General features: G+C 63.7%; 16 protein-coding genes. 7 read left to right on the top strand and 9 right to left on the bottom strand.

Annotated features, from left to right (window positions below; translation table 11 throughout):
- The first annotated feature begins 5 nt into the window (after window positions 1-5).
- The 3 genes from AC0L3J_RS13995 to AC0L3J_RS13985 are packed head-to-tail and all read left to right on the top strand — an operon-like array spanning window position 6 to window position 3,447.
- Window positions 6-1,469: a CpaF family protein gene (locus AC0L3J_RS13995; RefSeq protein WP_473347378.1), complete on the top strand. Its 1,464-nt coding sequence runs from the start codon at window positions 6-8 to the stop codon at window positions 1,467-1,469.
- Between the two features lie 16 nt (window positions 1,470-1,485).
- Window positions 1,486-2,463 carry a type II secretion system F family protein gene (locus AC0L3J_RS13990; protein ID WP_473290377.1) on the top strand — a complete coding sequence of 326 codons (978 nt, stop codon included), beginning with the start codon at window positions 1,486-1,488 and terminating at the stop codon, window positions 2,461-2,463.
- Window positions 2,464-2,472: 9 nt separating this feature from the next.
- Window positions 2,473-3,447, top strand: a complete 975-nt coding sequence (locus AC0L3J_RS13985) for a type II secretion system F family protein (protein ID WP_456766331.1) — start codon at window positions 2,473-2,475, stop codon at window positions 3,445-3,447.
- A 60-nt stretch (window positions 3,448-3,507) separates the two neighbouring features.
- On the opposite strand, the gene AC0L3J_RS13980 is transcribed toward AC0L3J_RS13985, so the two are convergent.
- The 3 genes from AC0L3J_RS13980 to AC0L3J_RS13970 form a co-directional block, all read right to left on the bottom strand.
- Window positions 3,508-4,257: a tetratricopeptide repeat protein gene (locus AC0L3J_RS13980; RefSeq protein ID WP_473347473.1), complete on the bottom strand. Its 750-nt coding sequence runs from the start codon at window positions 4,255-4,257 to the stop codon at window positions 3,508-3,510.
- A gap of 202 nt (window positions 4,258-4,459) precedes the next feature.
- Window positions 4,460-5,974: a metallophosphoesterase family protein gene (locus AC0L3J_RS13975; RefSeq protein ID WP_473347377.1), complete on the bottom strand. Its 1,515-nt coding sequence runs from the start codon at window positions 5,972-5,974 to the stop codon at window positions 4,460-4,462.
- A 284-nt stretch (window positions 5,975-6,258) separates the two neighbouring features.
- Window positions 6,259-6,462, bottom strand: a complete 204-nt coding sequence (locus tag AC0L3J_RS13970; protein ID WP_018454690.1) for a hypothetical protein — start codon at window positions 6,460-6,462, stop codon at window positions 6,259-6,261.
- A 202-nt stretch (window positions 6,463-6,664) separates the two neighbouring features.
- Between AC0L3J_RS13970 and AC0L3J_RS13965 the strand changes: the two genes are divergently transcribed.
- The gene (locus AC0L3J_RS13965; protein WP_473347376.1) at window positions 6,665-8,038 is read left to right on the top strand and encodes a leucyl aminopeptidase family protein; all 1,374 of its coding nucleotides are present in this window, start codon (window positions 6,665-6,667) and stop codon (window positions 8,036-8,038) included.
- On the top strand, window positions 8,031-8,909 hold the full coding sequence (locus AC0L3J_RS13960; RefSeq protein WP_473347375.1) for a C40 family peptidase: 879 nt from the start codon (window positions 8,031-8,033) through the stop codon (window positions 8,907-8,909). The genes AC0L3J_RS13965 and AC0L3J_RS13960 overlap by 8 nt, the downstream gene beginning before the upstream one ends.
- 4 nt (window positions 8,910-8,913) lie before the next feature.
- Here the strand turns inward: AC0L3J_RS13960 and AC0L3J_RS13955 are convergent, their stop codons facing one another.
- The 6 genes from AC0L3J_RS13955 to AC0L3J_RS13930 all read right to left on the bottom strand — a co-directional run bounded on the left by AC0L3J_RS13955 (window position 8,914) and on the right by AC0L3J_RS13930 (window position 17,403).
- Entirely contained in the window at window positions 8,914-10,551 is a 1,638-nt protein-coding gene (locus tag AC0L3J_RS13955; RefSeq protein ID WP_473347374.1) for an ABC transporter ATP-binding protein, read from the bottom strand.
- A gap of 4 nt (window positions 10,552-10,555) precedes the next feature.
- Window positions 10,556-11,737, bottom strand: coding sequence for an ABC transporter permease (locus AC0L3J_RS13950; RefSeq protein WP_027570189.1), 1,182 nt, complete (start codon window positions 11,735-11,737; stop codon window positions 10,556-10,558).
- The gene (locus AC0L3J_RS13945; RefSeq protein ID WP_007605353.1) at window positions 11,737-12,846 is read right to left on the bottom strand and encodes a microcin C ABC transporter permease YejB; all 1,110 of its coding nucleotides are present in this window, start codon (window positions 12,844-12,846) and stop codon (window positions 11,737-11,739) included. The genes AC0L3J_RS13950 and AC0L3J_RS13945 overlap by 1 nt, the downstream gene beginning before the upstream one ends.
- On the bottom strand, window positions 12,843-14,723 hold the full coding sequence (locus AC0L3J_RS13940; RefSeq protein ID WP_473347373.1) for an extracellular solute-binding protein: 1,881 nt from the start codon (window positions 14,721-14,723) through the stop codon (window positions 12,843-12,845). The genes AC0L3J_RS13945 and AC0L3J_RS13940 overlap by 4 nt, the downstream gene beginning before the upstream one ends.
- A 14-nt stretch (window positions 14,724-14,737) precedes the next feature.
- The gene (locus AC0L3J_RS13935; RefSeq protein WP_473347372.1) at window positions 14,738-16,639 is read right to left on the bottom strand and encodes an extracellular solute-binding protein; all 1,902 of its coding nucleotides are present in this window, start codon (window positions 16,637-16,639) and stop codon (window positions 14,738-14,740) included.
- Between the two features lie 209 nt (window positions 16,640-16,848).
- A complete protein-coding gene (locus tag AC0L3J_RS13930) occupies window positions 16,849-17,403 on the bottom strand; it encodes a c-type cytochrome (RefSeq protein ID WP_027570186.1) in 555 nt (184 codons plus the stop codon).
- Window positions 17,404-17,621: 218 nt separating this feature from the next.
- Between AC0L3J_RS13930 and AC0L3J_RS13925 the strand changes: the two genes are divergently transcribed.
- On the top strand, window positions 17,622-18,362 hold the full coding sequence (locus AC0L3J_RS13925) for a 3-deoxy-manno-octulosonate cytidylyltransferase (RefSeq protein ID WP_473347371.1): 741 nt from the start codon (window positions 17,622-17,624) through the stop codon (window positions 18,360-18,362).
- A 21-nt stretch (window positions 18,363-18,383) separates the two neighbouring features.
- Window positions 18,384-19,229, top strand: a complete 846-nt coding sequence (locus tag AC0L3J_RS13920; RefSeq protein ID WP_247406242.1) for a prephenate dehydratase — start codon at window positions 18,384-18,386, stop codon at window positions 19,227-19,229.
- The last annotated feature ends 39 nt before the right edge of the window (window positions 19,230-19,268 follow it).

Genomic DNA, 19,268 nt, shown 5'->3' with positions numbered 1-19,268 from the left:
CTTAAGTGTTCGGTAAGCGTAGCGGAACAGACACCGACCCTCGGGCCCCGAAGCCCGGTGCCGTGTCGTCAGAGCCTGCCCAGGCTTCGGCGCCCGCTGTGTCGCGCGTGCCGCCGCCGCCGGCCGTCTCCTCTCCGCCGCTTGCCCCGACGAAGCCTGCGCCGACCATGGAAGCCCGCCGCTCGGACAATTATTACGAGGTCAAGGCGACCATCTTCGGCGCGCTGATCGAGGCCATCGACCTCGCCCAGCTCGCCAAGCTCGATTCGGAGTCCGCGCGCGAGGAAATCCGGGACATCGTCAACGAGATCATCGCGATCAAGAACATCGTGATGTCGATCGCCGAGCAGGAAGAGCTGCTCGACGACATCTGCAATGACGTCCTCGGCTACGGTCCGCTGGAGCCGCTGTTGTCGCGCGACGACATCGCCGACATCATGGTCAACGGCGCCGACACTGTCTACATCGAGGTCGCCGGCAAGATCCAACGCACCGGTATCCGCTTCCGCGACAACCAGCAGCTCCTCAACATCTGCCAGCGTATCGTCAGCCAGGTCGGCCGGCGCGTCGACGAATCCTCGCCGATCTGCGACGCGCGCCTGGCCGATGGCTCCCGCGTCAACGCCATCGTGCCCCCGCTGTCGATCGACGGCCCCACGCTCACCATCCGCAAGTTCAAGAAGGACAAGCTGACGCTCGATCAGCTCGTCAAGTTCGGCGCAATCTCGCCGGAGGGCGCGGAAATCCTCCAGATCATCGGCCGCGTCCGCTGCAACGTGCTGATCTCCGGCGGCACCGGCTCGGGCAAAACCACGTTGCTCAACTGCCTGACCAACTACATCGAGCACGACGAGCGTGTCATCACCTGCGAAGACGCCGCCGAACTCCAGCTCCAGCAGCCCCACGTGGTCCGACTGGAAACCCGCCCGCCCAACATCGAGGGCGAGGGCCAGGTCACCATGCGCGAGCTGGTGCGCAACTGCCTGCGTATGCGTCCCGAGCGCATCATCGTCGGCGAAGTCCGCGGACCCGAGGCATTCGACCTGCTCCAGGCCATGAACACCGGCCATGACGGCTCGATGGGCACGCTGCACGCCAACAATCCCCGCGAGGCACTATCGCGCTGCGAATCGATGATCACGATGGGCGGCTTCTCCCTGCCTTCACGCACCATCCGCGAGATGATCTGCGCCTCGATCGACGTCATCGTCCAGGCCGCGCGCCTGCGCGACGGTTCGCGCCGCATCACCCACATCACCGAGGTGATGGGGATGGAAGGCGACACCATCATCACCCAGGACGTCTTCCTCTACGACATGGTCGGCGAGGACGCCAACGGCAAGATCATCGGCCGGCACCGGTCGACCGGAATCGGCCGCCCGAAGTTCTGGGAACGCGCCCGCTATTACGGCGAAGAGAAGCGCCTTGCCGCGGCGCTCGACGCCGCGGAAGTGGCGCCCACGACGTGAGCAGGTCAGCGCAGCCATGAACATGCAAGTCCTTGCCCTCGCCTTCCTTGCCACCGCGGCCGTCGGCGGCCTCGCCTGGGTCTTCCTTTATCCAATGCTGTCCGGGGAACGGAAGGCCGAGAGCCGCCGCGCCTCGATCTCGCGGGCAGAGGCGCCCACGGCCCGCGCGGCCGAGAAGACGCAGCGCTCGCGCCGCGAGCAGGTCGAAACCTCGCTCAAGGATCTCGAGGCGCGGCGCCTGCAGGAGAAGAGCGTACCGCTCAGTGTTCGCCTGTCGCAGGCCGGCCTCGACTGGGCACCGCAGAAATTCTGGATCGTGTCCGCCGTCGTGGCGGGCGTGCTGTTCGCAGTCGCCTTGTTCATCGGCGGCGGCCTGCTCGGTGCCGCCGGACTCGCTTTCGCCGGCGGCTTCGGTCTGCCACGCTGGGCGCTGGGCTTCCTGAAGAGGCGCCGCGAAGCCAAATTCCTGAAGGCCCTGCCCGACGCGGTCGACGTGATCGTTCGCGGCATCAAGGCGGGCCTGCCGCTGTTCGAATCGATCAAAGTTGTCGCCGCCGACGCGCCAGAGCCGCTACGCTCGGAGTTTCTGTCCATCATCGAAACGCAGGCGATCGGCATGCCGCTCGGCGAGGCCTGCACGCGACTCTACGATCGGATGCCGCTGCCCGAGGCTAATTTCTTCGGCATCGTCATCTCGATCCAGCAGAAATCGGGCGGCAATCTCTCCGAAGCACTCGGCAATCTCTCCAAGGTGCTGCGCGACCGCAAGAAGATGAAAGAGAAGATCCAGGCGATGTCGATGGAAGCCAAGGCCTCGGCCGGCATCATCGGCTCGCTGCCGCCGATCGTGATGTTCCTCGTCTACCTCACAACGCCGGGATACATCTCGATGCTTTGGACTCATCCCACCGGCCAGCTCATGCTGGTCGGCTGCGTCGTCTGGATGTCGATTGGCATCATGGTGATGAAGAAGATGATCAATTTCGACTTCTGATGGTGCCTTATGGTAGAGTTCCTCATTGCGAAACTTCACGACGTCCACTTCATGACGATGCTGCTGGCGGCCATCGCCGCCAGCGCCACCGTCTATACGCTGGTGATGCCACTGTTCGCCGGCGAGGGCCTTTCCAAGCGCATGAAGGCGGTGGCGAACGAGCGTGAGCGCATCCGGCAGCGCGAGCGCGAGCGCCTCCACAAGAGCGAAAAAGTCTCGCTGCGCCAGACGCCGAAGCAGCTCGTCTCGAAGGTCGTCGACGACTTCAACCTGACCAAATGGCTCGCGCAGGAAGCTGCGCGGGACAAGCTCATCATGGCGGGCTATCGGGGCCAGGCGCCCTACATCACCTTCCTGTTTGCCCGCATGGTTGCCCCGATCGTGCTGTTCGTCGGCTCGATCATCTACGTGTTCCTGATCGCGCATATGCAGCAGTCGATGCCGATCAAGATCGGCATCTGCGTCGGCGCGGCCTATCTCGGACTTCAAGCGCCGATGCTGTTCCTCAGGAACGCGATCTCCAAGCGCCAACTCTCGATCAAGCGCGCCTTTCCCGATGCGCTCGACCTGCTCCTGATCTGCATCGAATCCGGCATGTCGATCGAGATGGCGTTCCGGAAGGTCGCGGTCGAAATCGTGGGCCAGTCGATCGCGCTGTCGGAGGAGTTCACCCTGACCACGGCCGAGCTGTCCTATTTGCAGGATCGCAAGGTCGCCTACGAGAACCTCGCGCGGCGCACCGGGCTCGAGGGCGTCAAGTCGGTATGTCTCGCGCTCCAGCAGGCGGAGCGTTACGGCACCCCGCTCGGCCATTCCTTGCGGGTGATGGCGCAGGAAAACCGCGACATGCGCATGAACGAGGCCGAGAAAAAGGCCGCGGCACTGCCGCCGAAGCTGACGGTACCGATGATCCTATTCTTCCTGCCGGTGCTGTTCGTCGTCATCCTCGGACCGACGGGGATCAAGGTCACCGAGATGCAATGACGTTCGACGCGGACCGCGCAAGGTCCGCGGCTGCCTTCAGGATTGGACGATCGCGTCTGATCAGTCGGGCTGGCCGAGCGAGGCGACCGGAGTCCGCTTCGGCGCACCCCGCTTGACGTCGCTGCGGGTCAGCATGTCCTTGAGATAGGCGACATTGGCCGCAGCCTGGTCCGGCGGCAGGTCCGCCTTCACGATGCTCTCGGCTTCGGCGAAGCGGCCCTGAAGACCGACGACCAGACCGAGATTTTGCCGTACCCGCGCGTTTGCGCGCGGCGAGGCATAGGCTTGCCGCAGCGCGTCTTCGGCCTTCGGCAGATCTCGCGACAACATGTAGGACAGGCCGAGATTGGAGAGCACGCCGGGATCGCCAGGCGCGATCTTGAGTGCGCTCGCATAATAGGAGCGCGCTTCCTGGTGACGGCCCATCTGATCGAGCGCGGTGCCCTGCACCGAGAGCAGGCGCCAATCCGGGTTGTCGGGCGAATGCGCCTTCGACAGCACGTCGAAGGCTTGCTGGAAATTGCCGTTGTCCGAGAGCGCGCGGCCGTATTGGGCCATCAGCGCCTTGTTGCCGGGATTGGCGATGGTCGCCTGCTCGAGCACGGCGGCGGCCTGGGCGTGCTGGCCGTTGGCGCGCAAGGCCTGGCCGTAGGCGAGCGCCGCATCGGCGTCCTTGGGATTGGCGCGATAGCGCTCGCCATAAACTTCGGCAGCGCGCGCGGGATCGGTGGGAGCGGCTTCCGCCCGCGGCCCGACCGAGCCCGTGACGTCGGAGAGTTTCGGCATCGCCGTGCAGCCGCCGAGGCCCATGGCCACCGCCGCGACCAGCGACGTGGACGCAAGAAGCCGGGCAAGACTGAGCCGTCCAAGACTGAACCGTCCAAGACTGAGCCGTTCAAGACCGAACCGTTGACGCATGACGCTTTGACTCTCGAGCCGATTGATCGAGCCGAACGCGCCAGCAATAGACTGTTAACCCTAACGGCCGGTTAATTCCCCGGGCCCGCGTCCCTCACCGCGGCGCCTGCGGCGGCACCTCGCCGCCGAGACCCAGATCGAGGCCGAGCGCCCTCACCTGCTCGTTCAGGTCCCGCAGCAATTGCAATCGTTGCCGAGTCGCGATCTCGACATCGATGTCCGGGCGCGCCACCCTCGGCAATTCGCGCCGAAGATCGTCACGATTGACCAGACGCCTCGCGCGGAGCTGGTCGAGCTGAAAATCGTCGATGCCGAGCACATTTGCAGATTGCTCGACCAACCGACGCAGCAGCGATGTCACCACGGCTACGGCCTCGACGTCATGCTTGCGTGCGGATCTCGACAACTTGCTGTCGAGATCGGCCCAAGCGTGAGAGGTCACCAGATAGACGTGGAGCAAATCAGCCCAATCCGCCTCGCCGTCGGCATAGAAGGCGCGGCGCAGCAGGAGCCGGCGGGCGAATGCCGCGACCTGATCCCGTTTCAGCGTCGTGCACGCGTCAATCTCGATGCCCGACTGGACGGCCGGATCTCGGGAAAAATCCCGCCCAGCCGGTAGCCTGACGACGCCGTGCGGCAGGTTGGAATCGAGCGGCCTGAAGACACCATCCTTGCGCGGACGTGAGTAGCGGGCGATCGCAAAGCGATACTCGGTGCGGCCGCCATGGGACATCGGGTGGGACATCGGGCCGAAATGAATGACGTTGAAGCCGGCATCGTCACCGGCCTGCCCGGTCGATGATGGACAGGAGAGGACGTAGATCGTGCGCCAGAATGCTTCATCGCTCTCGCTCGACGTGGCGCGCGGATCGGGAATCGAATAGCGCGTCAGCCCTTCGACATGCCGGTGTCCGTGCAGAACCAGATCGACGTTGAGCGATGTCGCCGCTTCGAGGAAGGTCGCGGGCGCGGCGAGATACATCAGCGGCTCGTCGGGCACGCCGAGAAACCGCTTTCCTTCTCCGGTCGCCTGCGGCAGTGGATGATGGTGCAGCGCCAGCACGCGCACCAGGTTTTCAACCGGCTCGGCATAATCGGCGCGGCCGCCCGACCCGAGGCTGCCCGCGAGCTCAACGCTCAGCCGCGCGGAATCCGAAACCATGGCGTTGTAGGCGCTCTGGTCGACGTTGCCGCTCGCGAGCGTCGTGAGGCTCGCGCGGTTGGAATCCAGCAGCACCAGATCGAGGCCGGCTTGACGGTAGTAGACGCTCTTCGAGGTCCGCGGCAAATGCAGGTAATCATAGACGTCGTGGCGGCCTGCACGCTGGCTCGGGCGCTTGACGTCGTGATTGCCGGCAATTGCCTGAATGTCGGTGAACAGCCCGGTCTGCCGGAAGGACGCAATGACGGCGAGCGCTTCGTCGAGCGCAGGGGGCGTCGGGTCGTCCACGATATCGCCGGTGATCAGCAGGATGCGATCGGGAACATCCGCGAAGTCCGCCATCCTCTCGCGAATTGCGGCATTGAGCGTCTCGATCGTCGCAAGCAGCCGACCAGACCCGTCCAGATGCAGGTCGGAAATCTGTACGATGACGAACGATCTATCCATTTTGCGTCGCTTATTTGCGAATGCCGCGCCGCGCAAACGATAAGAGAAATGCCTTCGACGATCAGGTTCCGTCCGGTATCAGCCCGGGCCATGATGAGCCGGGTAAGAAGCGACCGCATGCCCCGTTGTTGCGCTCGTTGCGTGCAGAACCGCACGACACAATCTAAAATATTGGCCAATAATGCCACAACCGCAGCGCTAGTAAAGCCCTGCGGCCGCTTGCGTGAACGGCGGTCGTCGGCATGAGATACGGGGCCCGCCCGATGATGGTTTCGCTCACCAGATCAATATTCGATGGCGAGCCGCTTGCGGATTTCGTCAATGCGCTTGTCCAGTGCATCGAACCGCGCGTGAACGGAGCGGTCGTGGAGATAGAAGACGTAACCACCGGCGAGGAACGCGAATATCCAATGATGATGCTCGACATAGCCAAAAATCGCCTCGACCGCCTGGCCGATGAATGTGACCACGCTCCACACAAATTCCATTGCATTTCCTCCCGGCCGGCTTTGTCGTCGGCCGCCGGAGATCTCCGCACCTGACGGCCGTTGCCGGAACCTAGCATGGCCCCCTTGCTGCGAGTAGCTGATCGCTGAACGGCGGCAGCAAAGCTGATTGCAGCGGCGGCGAAACTCTGCGAAATCTCGTCCGTTCGTATGACCCGCTCGATCTGACGATCCGGACCCGCCAATGCCTTCTGTCTTCGAGACATCGCCTACCGCCATTCCGATCACCTTCGTCACCAAGTCGAGTTGGGATGAGGTCGCCGAGCGGCTGCCGGCGGCGCAACGCCAGTTCGCCACTGCGAGCGCCTTTACCGCAAAGCCGGGCGGCTATCTCGCGCTGCCCGCGCCCGATGGCGCGATCGCGCAAGTGCTGTTCGGGCTCGAGGACGAAGGTGCAAGATCGCGCGACCTGTTCCGACCGGGCGCCCTGCCCGGCCTGCTGCCGCCGGGCGTCTATCGCTTCGCCAATGCACCGCACGATGCACGGCTCGCCGCACTCGCCTTCGCGCTCGGCAGCTACCGCTTCGCCCGATACCGCAAAGCCGATCGCCCCGAGGTCCGCCTCGTGCCACCCGACGGCGTCGACGCAACCGAGATCAACCGCATGGCGGACGCCGCGATGCTGGCGCGCGACCTCATCAACACGCCGGCCAACGACATGGGGCCGGAGGAGCTAGCCGCAGCCGCGCAGGATCTCGCCGCCGAATTCGGTGCAAGCTTTGCCTGCACCATCGGTGATGAGTTGAAGACAAATTTTCCGCTGATCCACGCCGTCGGCATGGCATCTAGCCGCGCACCGCGGCTGGTCGACATCGGCTGGGGCGACCCGGCGCATCCCAAGGTGACGCTGGTCGGCAAAGGCGTCTGCTTCGACACCGGCGGGCTCGACCTGAAGCCGTCGAGCGGCATGCTGATCATGAAGAAGGACATGGGGGGCGCCGCCAACGTGCTGGCGCTGGCGCGCATGGTGATGGATGCGAAGCTGAAGGTGCGGCTGCGCGTGCTGATTCCGGCGGTGGAGAACGCGGTGGCGGGCAATGCCTTCCGCCCGCTCGACATCTTCACCTCGCGCAAGGGCATCACGGTCGAGATCGGCAATACGGACGCGGAGGGGCGGCTGGTGCTCGCCGATGCGCTGGCGCTGGCGGACGAGGAAAAGCCGGACCTGCTGATCGATCTCGGCACGCTGACGGGAGCGGCACGCGTCGCGCTGGGGCCGGATTTGCCGCCGTTTTACACCAGCGATGAGATGCTTGCCGCCGACGTCGCACGATGCGCGGTGAAGGAGAACGATCCGCTGTGGCGCATGCCGCTGTGGCCGCCTTACGATGCGTGGCTGGACTCCAAGACCGCTACCATCACCAACGCACCATCAGGCGGCTTTGCCGGCTCGATCATCTGCGCGCTGTTCCTGCAGCGCTTCGTCGAGCATGCCAGGAGCTGGCTGCATGTCGACATTTACGGCTGGACGCCGTCGGCGAAGCCCGCACGCCCCGAGGGCGGCGAGTGCCAGGCCGCGCGCGCGATCTACACATTGCTGAGCGAGCGTTATGCGTGATCCAGGGCGAGATCCAAGCCACGATCCAAGCCACGATCCAAGGCTGACACCCGCGCGCGGCGACCTCGCCGCAAAATACCTCGAAGGCAAGGTGCAGGCGGATCGTTTCGTCACGGGCGAAGAATTCGAGATAGTCGAGGCGATCGCGCCTGTGCGCGAACAGCCGTCGTCGAACGCGATGCTGATGACACAAGCGTTGCGCGGCGAGCGCGTCACGGTCTACGACCGCAATGGCGAAGGCTGGGCCTGGGGTCAGCTCTCCAGTGACGGCTATGTCGGCTGGCTGCCGGATGCAGCGCTGATGAAGCCCTCGGCCGCCCCGACCGATATGGTCGGTGCGCTACGAACTTTTGCCTTCCCCGGTCCCTCGATCAAGCTGCCGCCGGCAGACACCCTGGTGATGGGATCGAAGATCGCGGTTGCACGCGAGGACGGCAGCTTCGCCGTGACGCGCGACGGACAATATCTGCCCAAGGCTCATCTCGTCCCGCTCGGTCATCGCGAGCCGGATTTCGTCGCCGTCGCCGAGCGTTTCGTCGGCACGCCCTATCTCTGGGGTGGCAAGAGCAGCCTCGGCGTCGATTGCTCCGGCCTCGTCCAGGTCTCGCTGACATCAGCGGGCATCGGCTGCCCGCGCGACAGCGACATGCAGCAGGCCGGGCTCGGCCGAGCGCTGGAGCGGCATGAGCAGAGCAGCTTGCTGCGCGGCGATCTCATTTTCTGGAAGGGTCATGTCGCCATCGTTCGCGATGGCAGCACCATGGTTCATGCCAATGCGCATCACATGGCAACGGTGATTGAGCCGATCGAGCCGGCGATTGCACGGATCAAGCAAGCCGGCAGCGCGGTCACCGCGATCAAGCGGCTCTAACGGACTAAGTCGCCGCAGACCCGTTCCCCGCCGTCTCCAGCCGGAACGCCGCCGCAAACAGCGCGCGCGTATAGTCCGTCTTCGGATTCTTGAAGAGCTCGGCGGCCTGGCCTTCCTCGACCACCTTGCCGCCACGCATCACGATCAGATGGCTCGCGAGCGAGGCGACGACGCGCAGATCGTGCGAGATGAACATGTAGGTGAGATCGCGACGGCGCTGCAATTCACGCAGCAGATCGACCATCTGCGCCTGAATCAGCATGTCGAGCGCACTGGTCGGCTCGTCCAGCACGACGAAATCCGGCTCCAGCACCACCGCCCGCGCGATGCTGATGCGCTGGCGCTGGCCGCCGGAGAATTCATGCGGATAACGGTTGCGGGTATCCGGCTTCAATCCGACGTCCTCGAGCGCCTTGACGACGCGCTCCTCACGCTCGCCGCGCGAGAGCTGCGGTTGATGCACGGTGAGGCCTTCCGCGACGATATCGGCGACCGACATGCGCGGGCTGAGCGAGCCGAACGGATCCTGGAACACGATCTGCATGTCGCGCCGGAACGGCCGCATCTCCTTGAAACGCAGGCCCTGGATATCCTTTCCCAGGAACACAATGCGTCCGTTCGAGGAGATCAGCCGGAGCAATGCAAGCCCCAGCGTGGTCTTGCCCGAGCCGGATTCGCCGACGACGCCAAGTGTCTCGCCCTTGCGCACGGCGATGCTGACACCGTCGACCGCCTTGATATGACCGACCGTCTTGCGCATCAACCCGCGCTTGATCGGGAACCAGACCTTCAGATCATCGGCCGACATCACCACCGGCGCATCCGGCTGCGGCGGCGCCGGGTCCGGCTTCGGCTCCGCGGCAAGCAGATCGCGCGTATAGGGATGCTTCGGAGTCTTGAAGACCTGCTCGACCGGCCCCTGCTCGACGATCACGCCGCCCTTCATGACACAGACCTGGTCGGCAATGCGGCGCACGATGCCGAGATCGTGGGTGATGAAGAGCAGGCTCATGCCGAGCCGGCTGCGGATCTCTGCGAGCAGCGTCAGGATCTGGGCCTGCACGGTGACGTCGAGCGCCGTGGTCGGCTCGTCCGCGATCAGCAGGTCCGGCTCATTGGCGAGCGCCATCGCGATCATCACGCGCTGGCGCTGGCCGCCGGAGAGCTGGTGCGGATAGCTCTTCAGCCGCGTTTCAGGCTCGGGAATGCCGACCTGCGTCAGCAATTCCAGCGTCCGCCTGCGCGCCTCGGCATTGCTGGTCGGATTGTGCAGCTGGATAATCTCGCCGATCTGCGCCTCGATCGTGTGCAGTGGGTTGAGCGAGGTCATCGGCTCCTGGAAGATGATGGAGATGTCGCTGCCGCGAATCTCCCGCATCTCCTGCTCCGACCGGTCGATCAGTTCCTGGCCCTTGAAGTGGATGCTGCCCGAAGGATGCGAGGCGTTCGGATAGGGCAACAGCTTGAGGATCGAGAGCGCGCTGACCGACTTGCCGGAGCCGGACTCACCGACCAGCGCCACGCACTCGCCGCGCCTGATCTGGAACGAGACCTTGTCGACCGCGAGCGTGGTGACGCCGCCCTGGTGGAAGGCCACCGAGAGCTCGCGCACGCTGAGCAAAGGCTGGTTAATCGCGTCCATTGGCTTACCTGAACGTCTTGCGCGGATCGAACGCGTCGCGCACGGCTTCGCCGATGAAGATCAAGAGCGACAGCATGATTGCGACCGAGAAGAAGCCGGAGAAACCGAGCCAGGGCGCCTGCACGTTGGACTTGCCCTGCGACAGCAGCTCACCGAGCGACGGCGAGCCGGGCGGCAGTCCGAACCCGAGGAAGTCGAGCGCCGTCAGCGTCATCACCGAACTCGACACGATGAATGGCAGGAACGTCATGGTCGCCACCATCGCATTCGGCAACAGATGCCGGAACATGATGACCTTGTTCGACACGCCGAGCGCGCGCGCCGCCTGGATATACTCGAAATTGCGCCCGCGCAAAAATTCCGCGCGCACGAGTCCGACCAGCGACACCCAGGAAAACAACAGCAGGATGCCGAGAAGCACGAAGAAACCGGGCACGAGCACCGACGACAGGATCAGCAGCAGATAGAGCGAAGGGATCGCGGTCCATATCTCGATGAAGCGCTGGAACAACAGGTCGATCCAGCCGCCGAAATAGCCCTGCACCGCGCCGGCCGCGATGCCGACGACGGATGAGACGATGGTCAGGCAAAGGCCGAACAGCACCGAGATGCGGAAGCCGTAGATCAGCCGCGCCACCACGTCGCGGCCCTGATCGTCGGTGCCGAGCCAGTTGTATTCGAGATCGCGGCAGCTCTTGAGGCCTTTCTTCTCAACGACAGGCTTGCACTGCGCTTCCGTCAACATCCAGGTCGGCCGCGACGGCGCCGGCGTCGGCAGATCGAGATTGTGGGTATCGTAGGAATAGCGGATCAGCGGCCAGACGATGCTGCCGCCCTTCTCCCTGATCAGCTTCTGCAAATAGGGATCGCGATAGTCGGCCGCCGTTTCGAAGTCGCCGCCGAAAGTGGTTTCCGAATAGGTGACGACGGACGGCCAATAGAGGTGGCCATCATATTTGATCAGGAACGGCCGATCATTGGCGATCAGCTCGGCGAACAGCGACACCACAAACAGGATCAGGAAGATCCAGAACGACCAATAGCCGCGCCGGTTCGCCTTGAAATTCTGCCACCGGCGCCTGTTGAGCGGCGATGGCACGAACGGTTTGCGCGTGATCGGCACGGCACTGCCGAGCGGCGACTTCGCAGTGGTTTCGATCGGCGTGGTGGGGGCGGCCAGCGTCATCAGACCTCCCGCGCCTCGAAATCGATCCGCGGATCAATCCACATATAGGTCAGGTCAGAGATCAGGTTGATCACGAGGCCGACGAGCGAAAAGATGAAGAGCGTGCCGAACACCACGGGGTAGTCGCGGTTGAGAACGCTTTCGAAACTGAGTAGCCCCAGCCCGTCCAACGAGAAGATGGTCTCGATCAGAAGCGAGCCCGAGAAGAAGGCGTGAATGAAGGTCGAGGGAAAGCCCGCAATGACGATCAGCATCGCGTTACGGAAGACGTGACCATAGAGCACCCGGTTCTCGCTGCAGCCTTTCGCCCGCGCGGTCATCACGTATTGCTTGCGAATCTCGTCCAGAAACGAGTTCTTGGTCAGGAACGTCATGGTGGTGAACGCCCCGAGTCCCATGGCGATCAGCGGCAGCGTCAAATGCCAGAAGTAATCGATGATCTTCCAGTACCACGGAAACTGCGACCAGCCGTCCGACGTCAGTCCGCGCAGCGGGAACCAATTGAAGAACGAACCGCCTGCGAACAGGATGATCAGGAGGATCGCGAACAGGAAGCCGGGTATGGCGTAGCCGAGCACGAGCACGCTCGACGTCCAGGTGTCGAAGCGCGTCCCGTCCCTGACCGCCTTGCGGATGCCGAGCGGAATTGAGATCAGGTAAGTCAGCAGCGTCAGCCAGATGCCGAGCGAGATCGAGACGGGCAACTTCTCCTTGACGAGCTGCAATACGCTGACATCGCGAAAATAGCTCTTGCCGAAATCGAAGCGGGCGAAGTTCCAGACCATCAGCGCGAAGCGCTCCGGGGCCGGCTTGTCGAAGCCGAACTGCACTTCCAGCTTTTTGATGAAGTCGGGATCAAGGCCTTGCGCGCCGCGATATTTCGAATTGATGGCATCGCCACCGGCGCCCAACTGGCCCGGGGCGCGCTGCGCAAAGTCGCTGCCGCCCGAAATGCGCGAGGTCCCGCCGGTGTCGGCGCCCGAGAGCTGCGCGATCACGCGCTCGACCGGCCCGCCCGGCGCGAACTGCACGACGATGAAGGAGACGAAGAGGATCCCGAGCAAGGTCGGGATCATCAGCAGGATGCGGCGGGCGATATAGGCGCTCATGGCTGTTTCGCCTGCTCGAGCCTGGCGGCCTTGCCGCCATCGTACCACCAGATATCGGGGGCGCCGACGCCGTTGGCATAACGTGGCGGCTTCTGCGGATGGCCGAATTGGTCCCAATAAGCAAGCCGGTGCGTCTTGTTATACCATTGCGGCACCCAATAACGGCCGGCGCGGAACAGACGATCGAAGGCGCGGCAGGCGATGGTCAAGTCCTCGCGGCTGTCGGCCGCCATGATCTTCTCGATCATGGCATCGATGGCCGGACTGGCGACGCCCGCGAGATTATACGAGCCCTTGGTTGCGGCGACCTGCGAGGAAAAGAATGCGCGCATGGCATCGCCCGGTGTCGCCGACATGCTGAAGCGCTGAATCGTGATGTCGAAGTCGAAATCTTCCTGGCGCGCCTTGTGTTGCACGGCATCGACGAGGCGCACGCTCGCTTCGATGCCGAGCGTCGCGAGATTCTTGATGTAGGGCCCATGGTGCGGCTGGAACGAAGCCTCGTCCAACAGGAATTCGATCCTGAAGATCTCGCCGTTTGGCAGCACCCGCTTGCCGTCCTTGATCGGCAGGCCGGCTTCGCTGAGCAATTGCTGCGCCTTGCGCAACAGGCTGCGGTCCTGCCCGGAGCCGTCGGAGACCGGCGGCGTGAACGGCGCGGCGAACACCTCCTCGGGAACCTGGCCGCGAAACGGCTCCAGCAGCTTCAGTTCTTCCGGCGGCGGAGGCCCGTCGCTCGCCATGAGGTCGGAGTTCTGAAATGGCGATACCGTGCGGGCATAAGCACCGTACATGATGGTCTTGTTGGTCCACTCGAAGTCGAAGGCGTCGATCAGTGCCTCACGCACGCGAGGATCCCTGAATTTTTCGCGGCGCGTGTTGATGAACCATCCTTGCGCGCCGGACGGCGTGTCGTCGGGCACGACCTCCATCTTGACGCGACCGTCCTTCACCGCAGGGAAGTCATAGCGGGTCGCCCAGATCCGAGAGGTGAACTCCTCGCGGTAGAGATAGTTCTTACCGGTGAAACCTTCGAAGGCGACATCGCGGTCGCGGTAGAATTCGTAGCGCACGACGTCAAAATTGTAGCTGCCGCGACAGGGGGGCAGATCGGCAGCCCACCAATCCTTGACGCGCTCGTATTCGATGTAGCGGTTGACCTCGAACTTGCCGACCTTGTACGGCCCCGAGCCCAACGGGATATCGAGCGACGTTTCGTCGAAAGCGCGAGAAGCATAATACGCTTTCGAGAAGATCGGCAGGCTCGCGACATAGAGTGGCACGTCGCGCGCACGTCCCTTGGCGAAGGTCACGACAAGCGTCGCATCGTCAACGGCTTCCGCGCTGACCATATCGCGCATCTGCACGATGATCAGGGGATGGCCCTTCGTCTTCAGCGAGGTCAGCGAAAATGCCGCGTCGTGCGCGGTCAGCTTGGTGCCGTCGTGGAATTTCGCCTCGGGCCGCATCGTGAAGCGATAGACCAGCTTGTCTGCCGATATATTTACAGACTTGGCGGCAAGCCCGTACATCCCGTCCGGCTCGTCATTGGCGCGCAGCATCAACGGCGCAAAGGTCATGTCCATGCCCTGCGCGCCATCGCCTTTGAGGATGAAGGCATTGAGCGAGTTGAAGGTCTGGTAGGACTGGTTGTAGGCGCGCACCGACGGGATCAGCGAGAAGGTGCCGCCCTTCGGCGCGTCGACATTGACGTAGTCGAAGTGATGGAAGTCGGCGGGATATTTGAGATCGCCGAAGGCCGACATGCCGTGGGCCTCGGCGGGCATCTCGGACGCTGTCGCGCCCCGGAGCCAGGCCGCGCTGAACGCCCCACCGGCACCCAGGGCCAGCAGATGCCGGCGTGAAAGCTGCGTCATGCGGAGAATGTCCTTCACGACTTCTTTGCGATCCGCGCCGCCTTGTCCGCGTCGTACCACCAGATGAACGGGAAGCCGGACTGACCGTATTTGGGCAATTCCGCCGGCCGGCCGAAGCGATCCCAGCGCGCGGTGCGCACCTTCGTATACGTCCACTGCGGCACGACGTAGTGATTCCACAACAGCACGCGGTCGAGTGCCTTGGTTGCCGCGACGAGATCGTCGCGACCCTTGGCGTAGATCACCCGCTCGATCAGCTTGTCGACCGCCGGATTCTTGATGCCGGTAATATTACGCGAACCGGCGATGTCGGCCGTCTTCGATGACCAGAATTCGCGCTGCTCGTTGCCCGGCGACTGCGACTCGCCCCAGGAGTTGGTGACGATGTCGAAATCCCACTCGCGCGTCCTGTTCTCGTACTGAGTGGGATCCACCGTCCGGACGCTGACGGCAATGCCGAGCCGTTCCAGCGACGGCTTGTAGAACAGCGTGATCCGCTCGAAGCTCGGATCCGAGTTCAGCAATTCGAGGGAGAACTGGGCGCCGGTCTTGACGTCGATCAGCTTGCGGTCGCGCACCTCGTAGCCGGCTTCCTTGAACAGGCGCAGCGCCTCGCGCAAATTGTCGCGCACGGCTTCCGGACTGCCGCCGACTGGATTGGTATAGGCCGTCGTGAAGACTTCGGGCGGGACCTCGGCGCGGACCGTCTCGAGGATCTCGAGCTCCTTGCCCTGCGGCAACCCGGTCGCCATCAGCTCATCGATGCCGTCGAAATAACTGCTGATGCGCTTGTACTGGCCGTAAAAGATCTGCTTGTTCATCTCCTCGAAATCAAACGCATAGTTGAGCGCGCGTCGCACGCGCGCATCCTTAAACTTGGCGCGGCGCAGGTTCGGCACGAAGGCCTGCATGACGCCCGAGCTGCGATTGGCGAACTCCTCGAGGACCACGCGCTTGTCGGTGACGGCCGGGAAGTCGTAGGCTGTCGCCCAATTCTTCGCGCTGTTCTCGGTGCGCCAATCGACCTGATCGGCCTTGAAAGCCTCGATCGCCACGGTGGCGTCGCGGAAATACTCGTAGCGCAGCTCGTCGAAATTATTTCGGCCCACATTGGCCGCGAGGTCGCGCCCCCAATAATCCTTGACGCGCTCCAGCGCGATCGACCGTCCGGCAACGAATTCCTTGACCCGGTAGGGGCCGGAACCCAGCGGCACTTCGAGCGTGGTGGCGGAGACATCGCGCTTGCGGCCCTGCGCATCCATTCCCTCCCACCAATGCTTCGGCAGGACGGTGAGCTGCCCGACGATCTGCGGCAATTCGCGGTTGCCCGGCGCGTCGAACACGAACTTTACTTCGCGCTCGCCGACCTTCTCGGCCTTCACCACATGGCTGTAATAGGCCGAATACATCGGGTGGTGCTTCTTGAAGGAATCGAGCGAGAAGATCACGTCGTCCGCGGTAACAGGCTTGCCGTCATGCCATTTGGCTTGCGGCCGCAAGCGGTAGGTCACGAAGGAGAAATCATCCGGATGGCTGACGGCCTCGGCCAGTGCGCCGTATTCGGTCGAGACTTCGTCGAGCGCGGCCGTCGTGAGGGATTCGTAGATGAATGCCACAGCACCGGCGACTTGCCCCTTCACACCGGAGACGACGATGTTGAAATTGTCGAATGTGCCGACCGCGATCTGGCGCGCGACGCCGCCCTTGGGCGCTTCCGGATTGACGTACTCGAAGCGCTTGAAGTCCGCGGGGTATTTGACCTGCCCGAACAGCGACAGCGCGTGCCGCCAAGTGGGCTCGCTGGCGGATTGCGCGTGTGCCGCGCCGACGCCGGAAAGGCCCCCTACGGAACCAAGGGCGGGGAGCGTTGCGGCAGCAGTGCCAGTGAGCAGGAGATCGCGTCGGGTGAGGGCCAAATCAACATTCCTGTCTTGAAGGAGGCTACTCCTTTAAGTTCCCAATATAGGCGAGGTTTCGACGGAATATGTTGCTTTTTCCTCATCTTGGAAGGCCGGCTGGCCGATCGCTGCGGCCAAACGCCCCGATAACAACGCCGCGAGGCCCGGATAAGCAAACGGCCAGGCTTTTCAGCCTGGCCGCGTACTAAGATCGAAGTCGATAGCCCTTACTTGGCCGCGGTGGGCAGCGGCTTCGGGCTGTCGGAAAGGCTGTTCAGGTAAGCGATCACGTCGGCGCGCTCGCTATCCTTCGGGATGCCTGCAAAGCCCATCGCGGTGCCCGGGACAGCCGCCTTGGGATTGGCGATGAACTTGTTGAGCGCATCGAAGTCCCAGGTGCCGCCCTTGGCCTTCATCGCGGCCGAGAAGTTGAAGCCGCCGCGGCCCTCGCCAACATGGTCGCCGACGACGCCGTAGAGATTCGGACCGACACGGTTCGGGCCGCCCTTCTCGAAGGTGTGGCAGGCGCCGCACTTCTTGGCGGCGGAGGCGCCCTTCTCGACCGAGGCGGTCTGGAGCAGCTTTTCGATCGGTTCGGCGGCCGCGGGGGCAGCGCCGCCTTCCTTGCCGTGACCGGCGTCTTCCTTCACCGCGATCTCGAAGCCCGGCTTTTCCGGCATCTTGGGCGAGAACAGCGCACTCGCGGTGAAGCTTGTCACCAGCAGAAGGAGACAGGTGCCGAGCACGGCACCGAGAATCTTGTTCAGTTCGAAAGAGTCCATTTCCGGCCAGGCCCCACACCGCAAGAAGGATCGGGCGGCCCAATGCGGCCGCCAGGACGAGCCTCGGAGAATCAACGTTCCTTACTGTTTCCCCGAGTTTTGCCATTGAGATATCGGTTTGCCCGGGGTCTGGCAACCCGTATAAGCGAGCGGGCTTCACGCTCGTCCCCACCCCATTTCCCGGCGCGGAAAACGCCCCGTTTCCAGGCCCTTGAACCATGATCGATCCCCGCATCCTGGTGCTGATTCCGGCCCGCATGGCCGCCGCCCGCCTGCCCGGCAAGCCGCTCGCCGATATCGCGGGGCAGCCGATGATCGTGCACGTGATGCGCCGCGCCGAGGCCGCCGGGATAGGCCGGGTCGCGGTCGCAACCGACACCGCGGAGATCGCCTCCGTCGTGACCGCCCATGGCGGCGAGGCCGTGATGACCCGCCCGGAGCACCCGTCCGGCTCCGATCGCATCCACGAGGCCATGCAGAAGCTCGATCCGGACGGCAAAGCTGAGATCGTGGTCAATCTGCAGGGCGATTTCCCGACCATCACGATCGACAACATCCGCGAGGTGTTGCCGCCGCTGCAAGACCCCGTCGTGGACATCGCAACGCTGGCTTCGCAGATCCACACCGAGGAGGAGGACCTCGCGCCGAGCGTCGTGAAGGCGATCGGGACCTCGCTCGGCGGCCGACGCATGCGCGCACTTTATTTCACCCGCGCAACCGCGCCGACCGGCGACGGGCCGCGTTACCACCATATCGGCCTCTACGCCTATCGCCGCGCCGCGCTGGAGCGCTACGTCCGGCTTCCGCCTTCGCCGCTGGAATTGCAGGAGAAGCTCGAGCAACTCCGGGCGCTCGAGGCCGGAATGCGCATCGACTTCACCATCGTCGATACCGTGCCCCGCGGGGTCGACACGCCGGCGGACCTGGAAACCGCCCGCAGCATCCTTTCCAAATCCTGAGCCGCTGTTACAAGGCCGAGCATGAGCAAGCTGAAAATTGCATTCCAGGGCGAGCCTGGCGCCAATTCGCACATCGCCATCGTCGAGGCCTATCCCGACGCAGAGCCGATGCCCTGCGCCACCTTCGAGGACGCCTTGTCGGCGATCTCGTCGGGCGAAGCCGATCTCGGCATGATTCCGATCGAGAATTCGGTCGCGGGCCGCGTCGCCGACATCCATCATTTGCTGCCGGCCTCCGGCCTCTTCATCATCGGCGAATGGTTTCTGCCGGTCCGGCATCAGCTGATGGCGGTGAAGGGGACCAGGCTCGAGGACATCAAGAGCGTCGAGAGCCACGTGCACGCGCTCGGCCAATGCCGGCGCATCATTCGCAAGCTTGGCATCAAGCCAATCGTGCACGCCGATACCGCCGGCAGCGCCCGCGACATTTCCGAGCGCAACGACAAGACCGTCGCCGCGATCGCCTCGCGCCTGGCCGCAAAGATTTACGGCCTCGACATTTTGGCCGAGGACATCGAGGACGAGGCCCACAACACCACGCGCTTCGTGGTGCTCGCGCGCGAACCGAAATGGGCCGCCCAGGGCTCCGGTCCGCTGGTCACGACTTTTGTGTTCCGGGTGCGCAATCTGCCAGCCGCGCTCTACAAGGCGCTCGGTGGCTTTGCCACCAACGGCGTCAACATGACCAAGCTCGAGAGCTACATGGTCGACGGCAATTTCTTCGCCACCCAGTTTTACGCCGACGTCGACGGCCACCCTGATGACAAGGGCCTCGCTTTCGCGATCGAGGAGCTGAAATTCTTCTCGCGCGAATTCCGCATCGTCGGCGTGTATCCAGGCCACCCGTTCCGCGCGACGATGGAATAGTTTCGTGTCCCGGACGCGCGAAGCGCGAGCCGGGATCGA

It is taken from the genome of Bradyrhizobium sp. Kon37, from assembly GCF_055807535.1.
Note: the sequence above shows the minus strand (reverse complement) of the source record. Positions and strands in the feature narration are given on the sequence as shown.

Coding starts and splice junctions, on each gene's coding strand:
- AC0L3J_RS13930 (WP_027570186.1), bottom strand. CDS start 17,403: ATGGACTCTTTCGAACTGAACAAGATTCTCGGTGCCGTGCTCGGCACC.
- AC0L3J_RS13920 (WP_247406242.1), top strand. CDS start 18,384: ATGAGCAAGCTGAAAATTGCATTCCAGGGCGAGCCTGGCGCCAATTCG.
- AC0L3J_RS13960 (WP_473347375.1), top strand. CDS start 8,031: ATGCGTGATCCAGGGCGAGATCCAAGCCACGATCCAAGCCACGATCCA.
- AC0L3J_RS13925 (WP_473347371.1), top strand. CDS start 17,622: ATGATCGATCCCCGCATCCTGGTGCTGATTCCGGCCCGCATGGCCGCC.
- AC0L3J_RS13975 (WP_473347377.1), bottom strand. CDS start 5,974: ATGGATAGATCGTTCGTCATCGTACAGATTTCCGACCTGCATCTGGAC.
- AC0L3J_RS13955 (WP_473347374.1), bottom strand. CDS start 10,551: ATGGACGCGATTAACCAGCCTTTGCTCAGCGTGCGCGAGCTCTCGGTG.
- AC0L3J_RS13945 (WP_007605353.1), bottom strand. CDS start 12,846: ATGAGCGCCTATATCGCCCGCCGCATCCTGCTGATGATCCCGACCTTG.
- AC0L3J_RS13980 (WP_473347473.1), bottom strand. CDS start 4,257: ATGGGCCTCGGCGGCTGCACGGCGATGCCGAAACTCTCCGACGTCACG.
- AC0L3J_RS13985 (WP_456766331.1), top strand. CDS start 2,473: ATGGTAGAGTTCCTCATTGCGAAACTTCACGACGTCCACTTCATGACG.
- AC0L3J_RS13965 (WP_473347376.1), top strand. CDS start 6,665: ATGCCTTCTGTCTTCGAGACATCGCCTACCGCCATTCCGATCACCTTC.
- AC0L3J_RS13940 (WP_473347373.1), bottom strand. CDS start 14,723: ATGACGCAGCTTTCACGCCGGCATCTGCTGGCCCTGGGTGCCGGTGGG.
- AC0L3J_RS13970 (WP_018454690.1), bottom strand. CDS start 6,462: ATGGAATTTGTGTGGAGCGTGGTCACATTCATCGGCCAGGCGGTCGAG.
- AC0L3J_RS13990 (WP_473290377.1), top strand. CDS start 1,486: ATGAACATGCAAGTCCTTGCCCTCGCCTTCCTTGCCACCGCGGCCGTC.
- AC0L3J_RS13950 (WP_027570189.1), bottom strand. CDS start 11,737: ATGACGCTGGCCGCCCCCACCACGCCGATCGAAACCACTGCGAAGTCG.